Source organism: Hallella absiana (genome assembly GCF_025457485.1).
In the GTDB taxonomy this organism is placed as follows: Bacteria; Bacteroidota; Bacteroidia; order Bacteroidales; family Bacteroidaceae; genus Prevotella; species Prevotella absiana.
The window spans coordinates 40322-56112 of record NZ_JAMXSP010000002.1 but is presented as its reverse complement, the minus strand read 5'-3'; the positions used below and the strand labels follow the sequence as shown (position 1 = coordinate 56112).

At 52.4% G+C, this 15791-nt stretch carries 9 protein-coding genes and 1 pseudogene; 4 read left to right on the top strand and 6 right to left on the bottom strand.

The window, feature by feature from the left end:
- Complete coding sequence (locus tag NG346_RS01255; RefSeq protein ID WP_262288160.1) at positions 1-2574, top strand: TonB-dependent receptor; 2574 nt, start codon at positions 1-3, stop codon at positions 2572-2574.
- Positions 2575-2727: 153 nt separating this feature from the next.
- Here the strand turns inward: NG346_RS01255 and NG346_RS01250 are convergent, their stop codons facing one another.
- Both NG346_RS01250 and NG346_RS01245 read right to left on the bottom strand, forming a co-directional pair.
- Complete coding sequence (locus NG346_RS01250; protein ID WP_262288159.1) at positions 2728-3120, bottom strand: hypothetical protein; 393 nt, start codon at positions 3118-3120, stop codon at positions 2728-2730.
- Between the two features lie 296 nt (positions 3121-3416).
- Entirely contained in the window at positions 3417-3719 is a 303-nt protein-coding gene (locus NG346_RS01245; protein ID WP_262288158.1) for a hypothetical protein, read from the bottom strand.
- 679 nt (positions 3720-4398) lie between these two features.
- On the opposite strand from NG346_RS01245, the gene NG346_RS01240 reads away from it, so the two are divergent.
- Together NG346_RS01240 and NG346_RS01235 are read left to right on the top strand one after the other, a co-directional pair.
- A complete protein-coding gene (locus tag NG346_RS01240) occupies positions 4399-7026 on the top strand; it encodes a response regulator (protein WP_262288157.1) in 2628 nt (875 codons plus the stop codon).
- A gap of 241 nt (positions 7027-7267) precedes the next feature.
- Positions 7268-8200, top strand: coding sequence for a peptidoglycan DD-metalloendopeptidase family protein (locus NG346_RS01235; protein WP_262278986.1), 933 nt, complete (start codon positions 7268-7270; stop codon positions 8198-8200).
- A gap of 861 nt (positions 8201-9061) precedes the next feature.
- Here NG346_RS01235 and ispF read toward each other — a convergent pair.
- The 3 genes and pseudogenes from ispF to porU all read right to left on the bottom strand — a co-directional run.
- Positions 9062-9553, bottom strand: coding sequence for a 2-C-methyl-D-erythritol 2,4-cyclodiphosphate synthase (gene ispF / locus NG346_RS01230; RefSeq protein WP_263010665.1), 492 nt, complete (start codon positions 9551-9553; stop codon positions 9062-9064).
- Positions 9554-9587: 34 nt separating this feature from the next.
- Entirely contained in the window at positions 9588-10778 is a 1191-nt protein-coding gene (porV, locus tag NG346_RS01225; RefSeq protein ID WP_262288156.1) for a type IX secretion system outer membrane channel protein PorV, read from the bottom strand.
- 88 nt (positions 10779-10866) lie between these two features.
- A pseudogene (gene porU / locus NG346_RS01220) lies at positions 10867-14403 on the bottom strand (type IX secretion system sortase PorU); the annotation flags it as partial.
- On the opposite strand from porU, the gene NG346_RS01215 reads away from it, so the two are divergent.
- Positions 14348-14644: a hypothetical protein gene (locus NG346_RS01215; RefSeq protein ID WP_262288154.1), complete on the top strand. Its 297-nt coding sequence runs from the start codon at positions 14348-14350 to the stop codon at positions 14642-14644. The pseudogene porU and the gene NG346_RS01215 sit on opposite strands and share 56 nt — an antisense overlap.
- A gap of 88 nt (positions 14645-14732) precedes the next feature.
- Here NG346_RS01215 and NG346_RS01210 read toward each other — a convergent pair whose 3' ends face one another.
- Complete coding sequence (locus NG346_RS01210; protein ID WP_154535136.1) at positions 14733-15350, bottom strand: fumarylacetoacetate hydrolase family protein; 618 nt, start codon at positions 15348-15350, stop codon at positions 14733-14735.
- Positions 15351-15791 lie beyond the last annotated feature (441 nt).

Sequence of the window (15791 nt, the reverse complement as noted above, 5' to 3'; positions counted from 1 at the left end):
ATGAGAAACAAGATCATCCTGCTTGCCGTTCTGGCTATGCTGTCTTTAGGAATAGATGCGCAGACCGTCACCCGTTCTTTTCGCAACACCTCCATGTCCGATGCCCTGCGCTATCTGAGCACCGCCACCAGACACTATATCATCAACTTTGCCTACAACGATCTTGAGGACTTCAAGGTCACCGCCGACGTGCGCAACCAAAGCGTACCCGACGCTATCCGGCAGATCATCGGCTTCTACCCCATCGCCATGAAAGTGGTCAAGGGCGAAGGGCAGGACAGCAAGGGACATGCGCTGCCCGATATGATCTTCGTGGAGTGCATACAGAAGGAGAACTACAAGCTCACGGGACGTGTCGTCGACGAAAACGGACAGCCCATGGAGTTTGTCAATGTCGCCGTGCTCAGCCCGCGCGACTCATCGTTCATCAATGGTGGCGTGACCACAGCTGCCGGCGACTTCGTCATTCCCTGCAAGACCACCGACGTCCTTGTCAGCCTCACCAGTGTAGGCTACCGACGCCTCGTCCGTCATATCACTACGGCCCATGCCGGTGTGCTGACCATGCGCCCCGATGCCTACCAGTTGAAAACTGTAAATGTGAAAGGCCGCCGCAAGGTGGAGCATGAGGACCGCAACGTCTACACGTTCTCCGACGAGGAGGTGAAAGCGTCACGAGAAGCCCAACAGCTCATTGCCACGCTGCCCGGACTGCGCGTCGACGTTCTCAGCGGCCAGCTTGCCACCCTCTCTGGCAAGCCGCTCACGATTCTCGTCAACGGCATCGAGGCCAGCGACAACGACCTGAAAGCACTGCAAGCCAAAGACATCCGCAACGTCGACTACTATGTGGTGCCACCGGCCCGCTACGCTGACGCCGGTACCGTACTCAACATCCACACCCGTGCCGCCGAGAACGGTTACGCCACAGGCTTCGACGTGATGCAGGGTACGAAGTCGGGATTCAACAACACCAACGTCTACGCCAAGTACAACCACGGCCCACACCAGTTCTCACTCGACTATCGACTCGAACTGCGCAATGCAGCCAACTGCGACGAGCAGGATACCTACACCTTCAAAGACGGGGACAAGCGGGCTACCTACGACTATAGTGGTACCTACCACTTCGGCTATGCTCATCACGACTTCAATCTGAAGTATCTCTTCACCCATGGCGACAGCCTGAACTTCCAAGCGAAGTTCACGCCCACCATCTTCACCTGGTTCTGGAACAGTAACATGGACATCAATGCAGAAGGAACCCCACTATGGGCCAACGGTACACAGGACAAGCGGCAACGGCGCAACAGCTTCTCGCCATCGCTCGACCTCTACTTCGACCGCAAGTTGCCCGGTGGACACGAGATCATGCTCAACGCCGTCGGTACCCTCTTCCACAACAAGCAGCATGTGCACAACATCCAAAACGACGAGACCCAGCAAACCCTCGACGACGACATGCGGCAGCACAACAACAAATACTCGTTCATCGGCGAAGCGGCTTACACCAAGGACTGGGGTCGCACGCAGCTCGCCCTCGGCTACCGCGCCGCGCTGGCTAAGTCGGATTACCGCATCACCAACATCCTCTCCGACTACAAGGAATACGACTACAATGCCACCGACGACAAGCACTATGCCTATGCACAGCTCAACGGCAGCATCGCCAAGATCGGCTACCGCGTAAGCCTTGGCGCCACCTATATCAATACGAGCAACGACGACACGCACTTCCACAAACTCTACTTCACGCCCGACGCCCTGCTCTCCTACAATGTGAAGAACGGTGCCCTGCGACTGCGCGGCAAGATGTCGACCATCACGCCGAACATCTCCAATCTGAGCAACAACAGCACGGTGACCATCCCCGGACTGCTCTACTCGGGCAATCCCTGGCTGAAGAGTGCACTCGACAAGCAGATCGGGCTCACCTACTCGCTCAACCTGCCTTGGCTAAATATGGATCTGACTGCCGACGCCCGCAAGATCGACGACGACTTCAGCACCTATTACCAATGGCAAACGATAGACGGCAACCGCGTCATCGTGGGACGCGACGAGAACTGCGACTACCTGCTCAACTATGGTTTCTCGGGTACGCTGACTCTCAACCCGTTCAGCAACGACCTGCTCTCGATTGGATTGGAGTGTGGCTACCGCTGGCAGAAAGGGAAGAGCGAGATCATCGGTACGCATCACCACCAATACATGCCGTTGGCCTGGACCGTGGACTTCCGCAAGGGCTGCTGGGGTGCCGAATACTATCAGTGCATTCCGCACAAGCAACTCAACGGCAGCTTCATTAGTTCGGCTGAGAACACGCAGAACCTCATCGTCTACTACCAGAAGAAGCAGCTGATGGTAGGGCTGGTGTGCATCTTCCCCTTCGCAGCAGCGAAGTACAACAACAGCATCCTCGACAACGATGTCCTTGACCAACACGGTTGGAACCGCGTCACCAGTCAGAAGCGCACCTTCTGCATCACCCTGAGCTACAACCTCTTCTCCGGCAAACAAAACAACGACGAGAAGAAACTCAACAACAAGGACAACGACCAGGGTTTCTTCTAATAAGTTAGGGAAAGCCGATGAAAAAGTGACCCCAGCTTACAGTTTGTGCCATTGCGCCAGCTTACCCAATAACAGAGACAGGCACAAAGAAAATGGGCACCTGCCACTCCGCGAGGATGACAAGTGCCCTATATTATGTATTCAGGTATGGTATCAATACTGCTGAGGAATATACTGCGACTTGACAGTATCATAGACCTTCATAGCAGGCAAGCCGGTGACACGCTTCGATGCCTTGTCCAATTGCCGGGGGGTGATTTGCAGATAGCCGGCCAAGTCTTTAGTGGTCATGTCCGTATCATCTATATGATTGAGAATCGTATCGAAGAAATAGGAAAGGAAGAGGCTGTCCACTTGGTGGTAGTCCTTGCGATTGCTGATGACATGTTTCTGCACACCCGTGAGGTGACGGTGGAACTGCTTGACGACATTGGATCTCAGCGCACGACTGTAGCGTTTTCTATATCCGAAGAGGCGATACAAATAGAAGGCGTCTGCAATGACAAAGATCAGTGCGGCAACGACAACAATAAAAGGAACGCCCATAACGTCTAAATCAACGCTTTCAAACAGAGACGCTAAAAACACCCAACCTGACATAGTTCTAAAATTTTAATGAAACATAAGTAACGACTCGCAGAGTTATTTCTATTACTACTGTTCGTCTTAACACGCTGCAAAGTTAGATGTTTTCCTTCAACTACATGATTTCATTTTCGGGATAAAACTTATCAAAAGTAGGATTTCTTTCTGTTGCATCCCTATCATGTTCATGCGCGACTTTAGCGTAATGCTCAGTAAATCAATACATTTGCGATGATAGATTGATGGTGATAATCGAACTATTCATGTACCCCATATTCTGATCTCACTATCGACACCACCTTCATTGCCGGCAAGCCTGTCGCCCTTTTGGAAGCCAAATCCAGTTGGCGTGGCGAGATCTGCATCTTGTCGGCCAGCTGATCCTTTGTCATGTCCTTATATTCTAAATGATCGATAATGCAATCAAAGAAAAGATCAAGGAAGAGATTGTCGAAATTCTGATTATTACTTTCGCCACTGTACTTTGGATTGTTCCTGTCAATGACGTGACGGTGGAACTGGTGAACAACATTGGAGCGCAATGCACGCTTATTGTTCATACGAGCCCGTATGACACGACCCAAGTAGACCGCATCAACCACAATAAAAATCATCCCTAAAATCAATAAGATCATGGGGCCATTCACAGTCCCCATCTCTATCCCATCCATCAGGGATCTTAAATAAACTAAACCAGACATATAACTCAATATATAAAATTAATAATTATGCAAATATAATAACCAGATAGAACCTAATAAAAGAATTGTGGAAGACAAAGATACACATTTTTATTAAAACAAAAGCTATCTTTCTGAATAAAAATTCTTCCTTCAACAACTTTTCTTTTTTATCGTTTCTGTCATTGTCTGTCGTGAAAGCATAGTAAGCTCCTGATAATACAGACATTATATATGATATATTTTAAGATTTCAAAAAGGCACAACCTCCGCCTAATCACAAAAAAAACAGAAAAAACTTTGCCGGTACTCTTTTTTTTCTTATATTTGCCCTATCTAAGACCAAACCTATAATATAATCATGAGCTTTCTGTACACCCAAATACATCATACACTCCTGAGACTCGCCACAGGCATAACGATTGTCATCATCTTGCCCCTTTTGTTCTCATGCAAGCATTCTGCCCCAAGTCAAACGGATCAGCATGAGCGCATAAGCCTGGACAGTCTGGCCGCTACCTACACAAGCGTGGACAGTCTAAGGCTGTTGCAAAAGAAAATGGAAAGAGAAGGAAACACGACAGGCAGTATGATCGTGCAAAGACACATCGGCAATCTTTTACGCCTCGACAACCATTTCTCCCAAGCCCTGCAGGTCCACTCCGACTGCCAAAGCCGCGCTCAGGCGGCCAACGACAAACTGGAATGGATACAAGCCACTAACGAGATCGGTACCGACTATCGCCGGGTTTGCATTTTCTGCATGGCCCTGCAATACCACTATAGAGCCTTGATGACCAGCAACAGTTACGCTGACACCAGCTACATCGCCAGAAAATGTAAAGCTGCTGCGCTCAATGGTCTGGGCAATGCCTACCTGGCATTACACAATTACAGCCAAGCCGACAGCTTGTTGAAACTGGCTTTGGCAGAAGAAAAAGCAATGAATTCGATCAGCGGCATAGCCACCAACTACGCCAATTTGGGCAGTGCCTATGCACGCTGTGGGAAGCAAGACTCTGCCTGGATCTTTTACAAAAAGGCAATGTACTACAACCAAAAGGCTCACAACGTGATGGGGATATCACTCTGCCACACCTACTTCGGATCACTCTGTGAGCAAGAGGGAAAAGACCAGCAAGCCCTCCAAGAGTACCAAACCGCCTATCAGATGATGGAAAAGTCGAAAGACGCATGGTATATCCTGCCTTCGCTCATAGCTCTTGCAAAATACTATGTGCATACCTCACAATGGACTGATGCCAGCCACTACCTGGCCTCGGCACGCGACTTAGGAGAGAAAAACCACCTTACCGAATATCTGGTCGACATCTATAGCCTATACTATCATTATTACAAACAGCAAGGTGACTACCGCAAAGCCCTGCTGTTTCACGAAAAAGCAAAGGCAGAAAAAGACAGTCTCATCGACGAAGGCCGCATTGATCATATACAGAGTGTCAGCCTGAACATCGTGGAAAAGGCAAATGACACGCTCCGGCAGGAGCGCTCTTCCCGCCAGCGCGCCTATACTATATTTGTGATCATTCTCGAAGTTCTGATTGCTGCCTTCATCATACTTCTCTACTCCCATAAGCTACGCAAGCAGACCATGAAAGGCATGCAGCGTGTGGCGGACTTGCGCGAAGACTTCTTCACCAACATAGCCCACGAGTTCCGTACTCCGCTCACCGTCATCTTAGGACTGACCCGTTCCATGCAAAACGATTCCCATACCCTGGACAGCACTAAGGAGAAGGCCAAGACCATAGAGCGCCAAAGCAATGCCATACTCACGATCATCAATCAGGTAATATCCTCCAAGATGCTCCCGGCTGTCGTCAAAGACGATGAATGGCGGCATGGAAACATCAGCCTTTTCATGGAAATGATCGCACAGTCTTATCAGGACATAGCAGAGCACAAAGGCATCAACTATCATTTTATCAAGGAAGAAGAGATAGAAATGGACTTCGTGCCCGGATACGCGGCAAAAATCATGAACACCCTGCTGGCCTATGCTTTCAAATACACTTCCAAGAACGGAACTGTCACCGCTACTGTCAGTCGTGAGAAAGACATCCTGCATCTCACCGTGAGCGATACGGGCATTGGCATGCCTCCAGAAGTGGCAAACAAGGTCTTCACTCCTTACTTCCTGGAAGAAGGCAATATAAAAGACATAAACACCTGCATCGGCCTCTCAACGGTCAAGCAGATTGTTGATCTCGCAAAAGGCAACATCACTCTGCAAAGCGACTTAGGAAAAGGCACCACCATACACGTCACCCTCCCCATCCACAGCGATTATGCGCTCTCTCCCGATACGCAACAAGCTACAGCGCAAGTGGAGGAGAAAACGGAAGAAGAGCTTCCTTCCAACACCCACAGCCAGGAAAAACTACCACATCTGCTGGTCATCGAAGACAACAATGACATGGCCAACTTCATCAACTCCATATTCACCGGTCAATGCGACCTGAGCTTTTCCACAGACGGCAATGAAGGTCTTCAAATGGCCATGGACAGCATTCCCGACCTGATCATCATAGACAGATCCATCAAGAGAGTCGATGGACTGGAACTGTGCCGGCAGATACGCTCCAACCCCGTTATCAATCACATTCCCATCATCATGATCACGGCAAAGGTGACCGAGCAAGACCAACTGGAATGCGCTAAAACCGGTGTAGCCGCCTGTCTGACCAAACCCTTCACTGCCGAAATGCTGCGCACACATGTCGGCAACCTGCTCAAAGGACGGGATCTGATGCTGAAGAAGTTTGCGGAAATATACGAAGAGCGGAAAGTCAGTCCCGTGGAAAGCGCGTCACCACAGACAGCAGCCAATCTGCAATTCCTGCACAAAGTCACGGACACCATCTACCTGCTCATTGGCCGTCGAAAAGAGGTGACCGTGGCTGCCCTTGCCTCAAAGATGTGCATGAGCACCAGCCAGTTCTATCGCAAGATGGTCGCCATGACGGGTATGACACCTACAGCATATATACAGCGGGCAAGAATCAAGAAAGCCATGAACCTCATCGACAGCCGGCAAGGCATCAGCCTGGCCGATGTCGCCGACCAATGCGGCTTCGACGCTTACCCCAATTTCGTCAGGTCTTTCAAAAATGTGTGTGGCATCACCCCCACCGACTATCGGCGAGGAATAGATACCAAAAAGTAATGTTGCTTCCATTTGTTTGCGTTAACATCGTCGAAATATTTGTTAAACAGATACATAAAGTCAGCGGATTGTGTTAAAGAGACAATAAAAGACAAGTGTCAAGTAACAATTTTACCGCATTTTTATTATCTTTGTAACGTCTTCATTCGTTTTGATGTATTGTTGTATGGTACACTCATCTCACTGCAAGGAATCCGCTTCCTCTTGAAGGCTTAAACCTATGATATAAGATAATAACTTTATGACATTAAGATCGGCAATAAAATCATTCGTAATATCCGCATTATTCGCCTTAGCGGCGGAGCCCGTCCTGGGACAGGACCTGCTGGCACGACAAGCCCCTATCGACCGCCGCGCCAAGAAGCTGGACTCTATTGAGGTCAGCCATTTCGCAGAGAAAGAAAACCTGCAGTCGCCCGCTGCCAAGCTCTACGGCGACGAGTGGGACAACCGCTACGCACACCGCTCCACCGCGCTCCCCGACTCTTTCGTCATCAACCTTCGTCATTTCTGCATGCCCACGCCGAGCCGCGTCGTCACCAGTAACTTCGGTAGCCGCTGGGGCCGTATGCACAAAGGCCTGGACATCAAAGTATATATCGGCGATACCATCCGTGCCGCCTTCTCCGGCAAGGTGCGCATCGTGCGCTACGAAGCCAACGGCTACGGCAACTATGTCGTCATCCGTCATCCCAATGGCCTTGAGACCATCTACGGCCACCTCTCCAAGCAACTCGTCAGCGAAAACGAGCAGGTGCGCGCCGGCGAGCCCATCGGCTTGGGCGGCAACACCGGACGAAGCACAGGCTCTCACCTCCATTTCGAGACGCGTCTGTGCGGCGTAGCCCTCAACCCGGCACTGATGTTCGACTTCCGCAATCAGGATGTCACGGGCGACTACTATGTCTTCAACCGCCGTCGCTACGACTCGGAGTCTGATCTCGCCACACGTGCCCGCGGCAAGGTGGGCAATGGCGGATACAGCAGCGAGCAAGTCCGTGGCGGATATGCCGGCAGCGACAGCGGCGAGCGTATCTACTACAAGGTGGTCAAGGGCGACTCCCTGGAGTCTATTGCCGAGAAGAACAATATCTCTGTCGATCAGCTCTGCCGTCTCAACGGCTTCCGCAAGACGCAGCGCGTGCGTCCCGGCATGATCGTCAGATGCGCATAAGCGTTTAATCAACAGCCTCATAGCAACGGGCTCAAGTGTTCCCATCCAACAGGAAACGCTTGAGCCCGTTTTTTTTATGCTCACACAGAGAAACAGAGAATCGGAGATGCACACCTTATTATATATAGAGCTCACGGAGATGGCTTCGCCTTACTGAGTCCATAGAACGAGCACTACCTTCAAAAGGTTTCTAACAAGTTCTCTTATATTCTTCTATAGTTAGCTCTTCTCATGTGCATAGTTGGCGTAATTACCCAAAATCTGTTCAATGTGTATCACCTCAGGGCAAGAGTCCCATGTAACTCATAAAAACTTTAGCACGAAAAGAGGTCTCAACTTAAGAGTGGCTTAATATTCTTTATATTCGGCAATATTCTTTATTCCATCTTTGATGGAGCGTTAGACCTTCAAGGCTATACATGTGAAAGCTCACGCAAAGGTAATTGTTGGATAAACTGACAAAAAACAGGCCACGAGAAGGCGTCCGTTGAAAATAAAAGTAGAGTAGGCCGAAATTTCGCGAATTTTGGCCAGTTTTATAATATGCTGATAATCAGTATGTTGTAAAATATACGTTTTTGAGGTCTTGTCAACGTACCTTTCTGATAGAAAATTCTCTAGAGAATTTTCGGTCAGAAAGGCGAGATGACCATATCATCTCACCTTTTTGATCGCTAAAAAGCGCCGAGATGACCAAGTAAAATCACTGAGATGGCACCTTCATCAGGCAAAAATCAACGAAACAGATGCCTTTCGGCTGCTTCATAAACAAAAAAGCCTGTTCGCCGTTCTCTATATTGAGAGTTGCAGCGAACAGACTTTTGTCAAGAAAAAAAGCGGAAGGATGAACCACCGGGGCTGTTACCTCTTGGCTATCAGTGCTACGGCGTAGGCGCTGATGCCTTCCTCACGTCCGGTGAAGCCAAGCTTCTCGGTCGTGGTGGCCTTGATGCTGATCTGGTCCTCATCACAGCCGATGACGTGGGCCAGACAAGTCTTCATAGCCGGTATGTGTGGGTTGAGTTTTGGATGCTCAGCACATACCGTAGCGTCGATGTTGCCAAGGACATAGCCCTTGTCAGCCAACAGCTGCATCGTCTTTTTCAGAATGATCTTACTGTCCATGTTCAGCGTCTTGTCGCTGGTGTCGGGGAAGTGATAGCCGATGTCGCGCAGGTTGGCAGCACCGAGCAGCGCGTCGCAGATGGCGTGGATGAGCACGTCGGCGTCGCTGTGTCCCAGCAGTCCTTTGCTATGTTCGATCTTGATGCCGCCGAGCCAGAGGTCGCGGCCTTCGACGAGTTGGTGGACATCGTAGCCCATGCCCACACGAGGTATATTGTAGCTTTGCATTTCGTTGAGATGTTATTGTGATATAGAATAGGAGTTAGCGTCGGTGCAGCAGATCCTTGATGCCGTCCATGTCGAAGCTCAGCGACAGGCGGAGCGTCTGGTCGATCGGGTTGGTCTTGGCTGTGGCGATGACATATCCGGCGTCGAGCGAGAAGACGCTCATCTTGAAGCCCGCGCCGACGGTGAAGTACTTCATGTTGCCCTGACTCGGATCCTGATGATGGTAACCAGCGCGCAGCGAGAACTTATCGTTGTAGGTATACTCGGCACCTACGCTCCACTGTATCTCTTTCAGCTCACCTTTGAAGCCTTCCGGAGAGTCGCTGAAACTCTTGAAGATACCGCTGATGCTCGACGTGTTGTTGTAGTGCTCATGCACCCACTGGTCGTAGCCTTGATTGTCGCTGAGTCCTGTCTCCTTGGTGTACTGCTCCATGGTCGGCGGTGTGGGCACCAGAAACTTATTAGCGTCCAAAGCAATGGAGAACTTGTTGTATTCGTCGATGGGCACCATCAGCGAAGTACCCAGTCTGAGGTTGGTAGGCAGGAACTCTGCGGCATCCGAACCGCTGAACGTGATCTTACTACCAATGTTCGAGATGTTGAGACCGAAGGCGAGCTGACACTCGCGTGATCCGATGGTAGGATAAGTCTGGTAATACGCCGAGAGATCCGCGGCGAAGGCCGATGCCGGTGAGTTGTCCTCGCTGGTGTAGTCATAGCGCAGGTCGGAGTAGATCCAGCGCAGTGTGGCGGCGATGGAGAACTTCTCACTGAGCATGAGCGAGTAAGAAGCGTCGATGGCCATCTCGTAAGGGTTGACGGTCATGGCGTTGTCCTTGCTGCTGGTCTGCACCTCACCGAGGGAGAAGTAGCGCAGTGACCCCGACACGGCACTATGCTCGCCGATGCGGTAGTAGCCGGCGAGGTAAGCCTGGTCGATGTCGTTGACGAGTTGGCGGAGCCAAGGCGTGTAGTTCAGCGCCACACCGGCACGGCTGATGGTAAAGGGATATTTTGCTGGATTCCAGTGTTGCGAGTTGACATCGGGGTCTGTTGCCGCTCCAGCATCACCCAAAGAGGCTCCTCGTGCATCGGGAGAGATGGTCTGTGAGATGATGGCATATTGCACAGGGTTGAACTCGTCGAGCTTTTCCTGCGCAAAGGTCCATAGAGGTAGGGCCGCAAAGAGAGATGCCAGCGTGATACGTGCTGTTCTTGTCATTCTGAGGATGTGCTATATATATAATAAGGTGTAGGCTCCCGGAGTAGGGGAGAGAGCTACACCTAAATTAACGTAGAGTGTATGTCGATTATTGCCTGACGATGATGAGTTTCTGTGTCTTCGAGGCGTAGCTGCTGCCGTCGGCGCACATGCGCACGCGATAGAGATATACGCCGGTCTGCAGGCGGCAGCCCTGACCGTCGCACAGATCCCAGTCCTTCGTGTACGTGCCGAGGTTGGTGACGCCGGTGTCGGTATGCTTCCACAGCGTGCGGCCGCTCATGTCGAAGACCTCGATGCACACGTCGACCTTACTGCCCGCCATGTCGTGGTTGACGATGAACGTCGTGGTGTTGTAAGCAGGGTTCTTCGACACGCCAACCGAACTGATCGTTGGCTGCAGGCTCTTTGCCACCACAAAGTCGAGCGTGGCTGTCGACGAGTTGTTGAGGATGTCCCAGGCCCGGAAGGTCAGCGTGTGCTTGCCCGGTTCGAGCGACGGGATGCTGTAAGCCGTTCGGCCGCTGGTATAGGAGCCGAAGTCATAGGTAAACTCATCGTTGAGCGAATAGACTTTGTTGGCGTCGCCGTCGATGATGAGCTGCAGGTCGTGTCCTACGCCGTTGCCCGTGGCATTGATGCCGCTGGTGTCACTGATCTCTGCAACAAAGTAGGGGGTACAGTTCACCGTGCCTCCGTTTTGGAATTCCGGTGTGTTGAGATAGCAGAACAGTTTCGGACCTATCGTGTCGGCAGAGGCTGTCGTGGATCCGCCCACGGTGAAGTGGTCGCTCACGCCGTTGGCAATGCTGGTGTGCTTGCTGTCGACGGCGTAGACATTCACCAGTCCGCTTTCGTCGCTGTAGTTGATGTCCATCGGCACCGAGAAGGTGAAGGCAAAGCGTCCTTTGCGGATGCTGTCAGATCCTGTATAAAGAATCTTGTTGCGGCTATAGAAGACGAAGGCAGAGTCAGCCTCTGCACTGTAGTTCTCCTTGCAGACGATCTTTTCCTTCGAGTCTCTGACCACTGCTGTGGCTACACCGCTGAAGTTCTCAGCGTCGGCCTTGTTGACGTGTCCGGCGATGCGTGCGATGCTTCCCGCCTTTAACTTCTGTCGTGTGGGCGATGCGGTAGGAATGTCGTTGATCGAGTCGATGACGATACACGGATCGGGCAGGTTGAGTCTCAGGGCGGGATCGCCGAGCAGCGAGTATTGCAGTTTGTTGACGGTGCGGTCCTGTCCGGTGGTGATCATCTGGTTCTTGGCTTGTCGCTGCGCCTCGCCGAGGGTCAGTGCTTTTCCGTCTTTGCGGCTGAGCACGGCAGTGAGAAAGGCGCGGTTGATGAGCTTATTGTATGAGGCGAGCACCGTACGCGTGGTACCGAAGAAAGCCACAGCCCCGCCGTTGGGATTCACGACGGCCGCCGTGCCGATGTTGTCTTCCACATCGTCAAAGGCCATGATGTCGCACGACGCGGTGATCCACAGTGGCAGGTTGGCATTGGAGAAAGTCTGGAAGTCTGAGAGCTTGAGCACACCCTCGTGGGCGATGAGCGTAGCACTGCCGTGCCCTGCATAGTCCATGATGAGCGCACCGTTTTGCTGTTGGCGTTTGATGATGGCTGACACCTCGGGGTAGGAGTGGCCCGTGGCCGAGGCCTGCTCGGTATAGGCGTCCCACATCACCTTTTTCAGTACATATTCAGGGTGCAGTGCCTCGATATAGTCGGCGTTGTCGTTCTCGTCGTTCATGTGCAGGTTGTTGTTACCGTCGTCGCCCATGAACATCAGTTCGTTTTGCCAGGCTCCCGCGTTGCTGTTCTCGGCATAGGCGATGGTCTTGTCGACCATGACCTTAGCCTCGTCGACACTTGTCACGGGGAAGCGTCCCACGGTGATGTCGTCCATGTCCTTGGTCAAGGGGTTGCCGCCCTCACCGTCGTCGAGTCGTGTGAAGAAGCCGTCGTCGACATAGCAGAGCACGGCGTTGAACGAGTTCTCGCTCTCGTGGCAGAGCAGATAGTCATCGGCATTGAGGGTGCGGCAGTCGCTGGTGAGCATGCGGTTGTCCCATACGCCACGTCCGAAGAGCAGCAGATAGTGGGGCAGGTCGCCATCGCTGTCGGCGCGGTCGTAGAGCATCTTCAGATAGCGGCGGTAGGCGTTGGCATCGGGCGTGCCGCTGCTGAACTCGTTGTAGAGCTCATCGGCCTTGACGATGCGCACGCGCAGACTGTCGTGCTTCTCGTGGAAGTCAGCCAGTCGCTGTGCCTGCTCCAAGTATTTACCTGAAGTAGGGATGATGATCACCATGTCTGCAGCAGTGTCGGCATGATGGTCTTGGTTGGTAATGGTGCCCACAAGAGCAGGTGTGGGGAAGGTTGTGGTGAGGTCGGGCTTAGGCGCGGGGTTGCTCCACGCCATCGACACATAGTCCAGACGGAGCGGTCCGCCATCGGTACACATGATCTTCACGGTGTCGTTGGCGTGCAGCGTGTTGATGGCATAGGTAGCGTAGCTCTCCCCGCCTTTGTTATAGTCGTTGTATTCTCCCCCGCTGAGTTTGATGCTCATCGTGCCGAGCACCGAGTCGTTGAGCATGATCTGTGCCGTGCTGGTCTGTCCGGCGGTCACCGCCACACTGAGTTTTCCTGTCTTAGACTTTGATATGTTGGAGAGCACGAGCCGCTTGGTGTTGCCTTGGCTGATGGTCTCGCTGTCGAAGAGGTTGCGTCCGCCGTGGTACCACGAGTATCCGTCGACCTCATAGAGGCTGTGATAGTCGTCGGCGGTGGGATAGTTTTTCTTCAGGAAGGTTGTGCTGTCGATGGTTGCCACGTCGTCGCTGCTCTCCGTGAGGAAGTAGTAGCCATAGTCGGAGTAGAAGTTGCGTGTACGTTGTGCGGCCGTGTTGCTGCTCCAGCTCACGGGTCCTTTGGCGTAGAAGAGATGTTTGCCGCCTACGATGCACTGCTCCACCTCGGGCAGGTCGTCGAGGGCCTTGAGCGTGTTGCCGTCGAGAACCTCGTCCTGCAGGTTACCGCCGTAGCCGTAGATTTTCACCTTGTTGATATCGGAGAATCCTGCCTGACGGACAAGGTCACTGCTGAGCTGGTAGATGCCCGAGGCCGGGACACGTATCTTCACCCATCGGCCGGAGGCTAAGACAGAGTGAGCAGCGTAGCGGTCTGTGGCGGACGATGCTTGTAGAATGTTGGCTTTCGCCATCTGTCGTGCCGGTGCCGTGGCGGCCTTTGCCTCCAAGCGCAGCATGAAGCTGGCAAGGATCTGGTATCTGCCGTTGCGGTAGACGAGCGGGCAGAATGACAGCTGCAGGTTAGGCTGGCGGCGGTTCATCACCACCTGCTGTTCGATGGCAGGCAGCTTCGGCAGCGTCTCACTGCTCAGCCGGTGGTAAGCCTCGATGTCGCTCTCTGCCATATCCACGAACTCGGGGTATAGAATAGACGGCGTATAGACCGAGTCGCTATAGTTCGTCGGCAGCGCGACGGTATAGGTAAACCGTGGCAGTGTGCTGTCGATGCGCACCTGCTCGTTGGTCAGGTTGAAGAATCGCTGGGCGGAGAGAGGAAGAGTGAGGAAAAGAAGGAGGAGGAAGAGGAAGAGAAGAGACCGAGCCCTCTCCCTAGCCCTCCCCCTGGGGGGAGGGAAAGAGCGGCCGGGTAAAGGGAGAGCCCTCTCCCTAGCCCTCCCCCTGAGGGGAGGGAAAGAGCGGCCGGGTAAAGGGTGGTATATGGGGTCTTTCATTTTTCCTTGTCGTTTAGTCATAGAGAACATAGAGGTTATAGAGATCATAGAGGGCATAGAACTCATAGAGAACGTAGAACTCATCGGTATCTAAGGGTGGGCTCATTCCCTCCCCCTTGGGGGAGGGCTAGGGAGAGGGCTCGGGGGCTAGGGAGAGGGCTTGGGGTTTATTTCCTCTTCTTTTATTTGCACTTAAACTCCAGCACCTTTCTCTCTTCGAGGTATCCCTCTAAGTGGTCGTCGATATGTACGGGTCCCACACCGGCGGGCGTACCTGTGAAGAGGATGTCGCCCGTCTTGAGGGTGAAGTACTGACTGATATATGCGATGATCTCGTCGATCTTATAGAGCATGTCAGCGGTGCACCCTTCCTGCACGGTCTGCCCGTTGATGTCGAGATGGAAGCGCAGGGCATTGAGATCGCGGAATTTTTCCTTCGGCACCCATTCGCCGAGACAAGCTGCTCCGTCGAAGCCCTTGGCGAGATCCCATGGCTGGCCCGCTGCCGACAGCTTGTGCTGGAGCTCACGTGCCGTGAAGTCGATGCCTACCGTCAGCGCGTCGTAGTAGCGGGGGGCGAAGCGCACGGGCACGGTCTTGCCGAGCTTACAGATGCGCACCACCACCTCGGTCTCGTATTCGATGCGTCCTAAGTGGTCGGGGATGAAAAACGGCTTATGGTCCTTCAGCAGACTGGAGTCAGCCTTGAGGAAGATAACCGGCTCATCCGGTTTCTTTAATGTGCCGTGCAACTCTTTATTGTGCGCGGCGTAGTTCATTCCAATGCAGAATATCTTCATACTATGCTGTTTATCTCACGATGATTTTTTTGATGATGGATATACACGCCGCTGTCCTTGGGTTGGTTGACGCTACGGCCGCTGAGATCGTAGTAGCGGTCGTCGGTGGTCTCCGACGTGATGATTATGTTGCAAATTTAATATAAAAAGAGGAGAACACAAAATCGTGCCCCGTCATTTTCTGCCGTTTCGGTTTGCTTACGTCCGACTTTCTTGTAAGTGGGGTAGCCCTATGACGATATAAGGTCATCATCCCTGCCGGCTTCGCCTCCGCCAAATACGTTCTCAACGACGGTGCCGGCGCACAGAAGCTCAGCAACAGCTCCGTCTATACCTCACAAGGCACTGTCATCAGTGGTAAATAAGGCTTGCTTCCTTTAAACGCTCTATGCTATACGCTTTCAGGTACAAGCCTGATTGCGAAGTCTTTGCTCCCCCGAT

What these genes read in the sequence shown, in the direction of transcription:
- NG346_RS01255 (WP_262288160.1), top strand. Translation starts at nt 1, where the DNA reads ATGAGAAACAAGATCATCCTGCTTGCCGTTCTGGCTATGCTGTCTTTA.
- NG346_RS01250 (WP_262288159.1), bottom strand. Translation starts at nt 3,120, where the DNA reads ATGGGCGTTCCTTTTATTGTTGTCGTTGCCGCACTGATCTTTGTCATT.
- NG346_RS01245 (WP_262288158.1), bottom strand. Translation starts at nt 3,719, where the DNA reads ATGAACAATAAGCGTGCATTGCGCTCCAATGTTGTTCACCAGTTCCAC.
- NG346_RS01240 (WP_262288157.1), top strand. Translation starts at nt 4,399, where the DNA reads ATGGAAAGAGAAGGAAACACGACAGGCAGTATGATCGTGCAAAGACAC.
- NG346_RS01235 (WP_262278986.1), top strand. Translation starts at nt 7,268, where the DNA reads ATGACATTAAGATCGGCAATAAAATCATTCGTAATATCCGCATTATTC.
- ispF (WP_263010665.1), bottom strand. Translation starts at nt 9,553, where the DNA reads ATGCAAAGCTACAATATACCTCGTGTGGGCATGGGCTACGATGTCCAC.
- porV (WP_262288156.1), bottom strand. Translation starts at nt 10,778, where the DNA reads ATGACAAGAACAGCACGTATCACGCTGGCATCTCTCTTTGCGGCCCTA.
- NG346_RS01210 (WP_154535136.1), bottom strand. Translation starts at nt 15,350, where the DNA reads ATGAAGATATTCTGCATTGGAATGAACTACGCCGCGCACAATAAAGAG.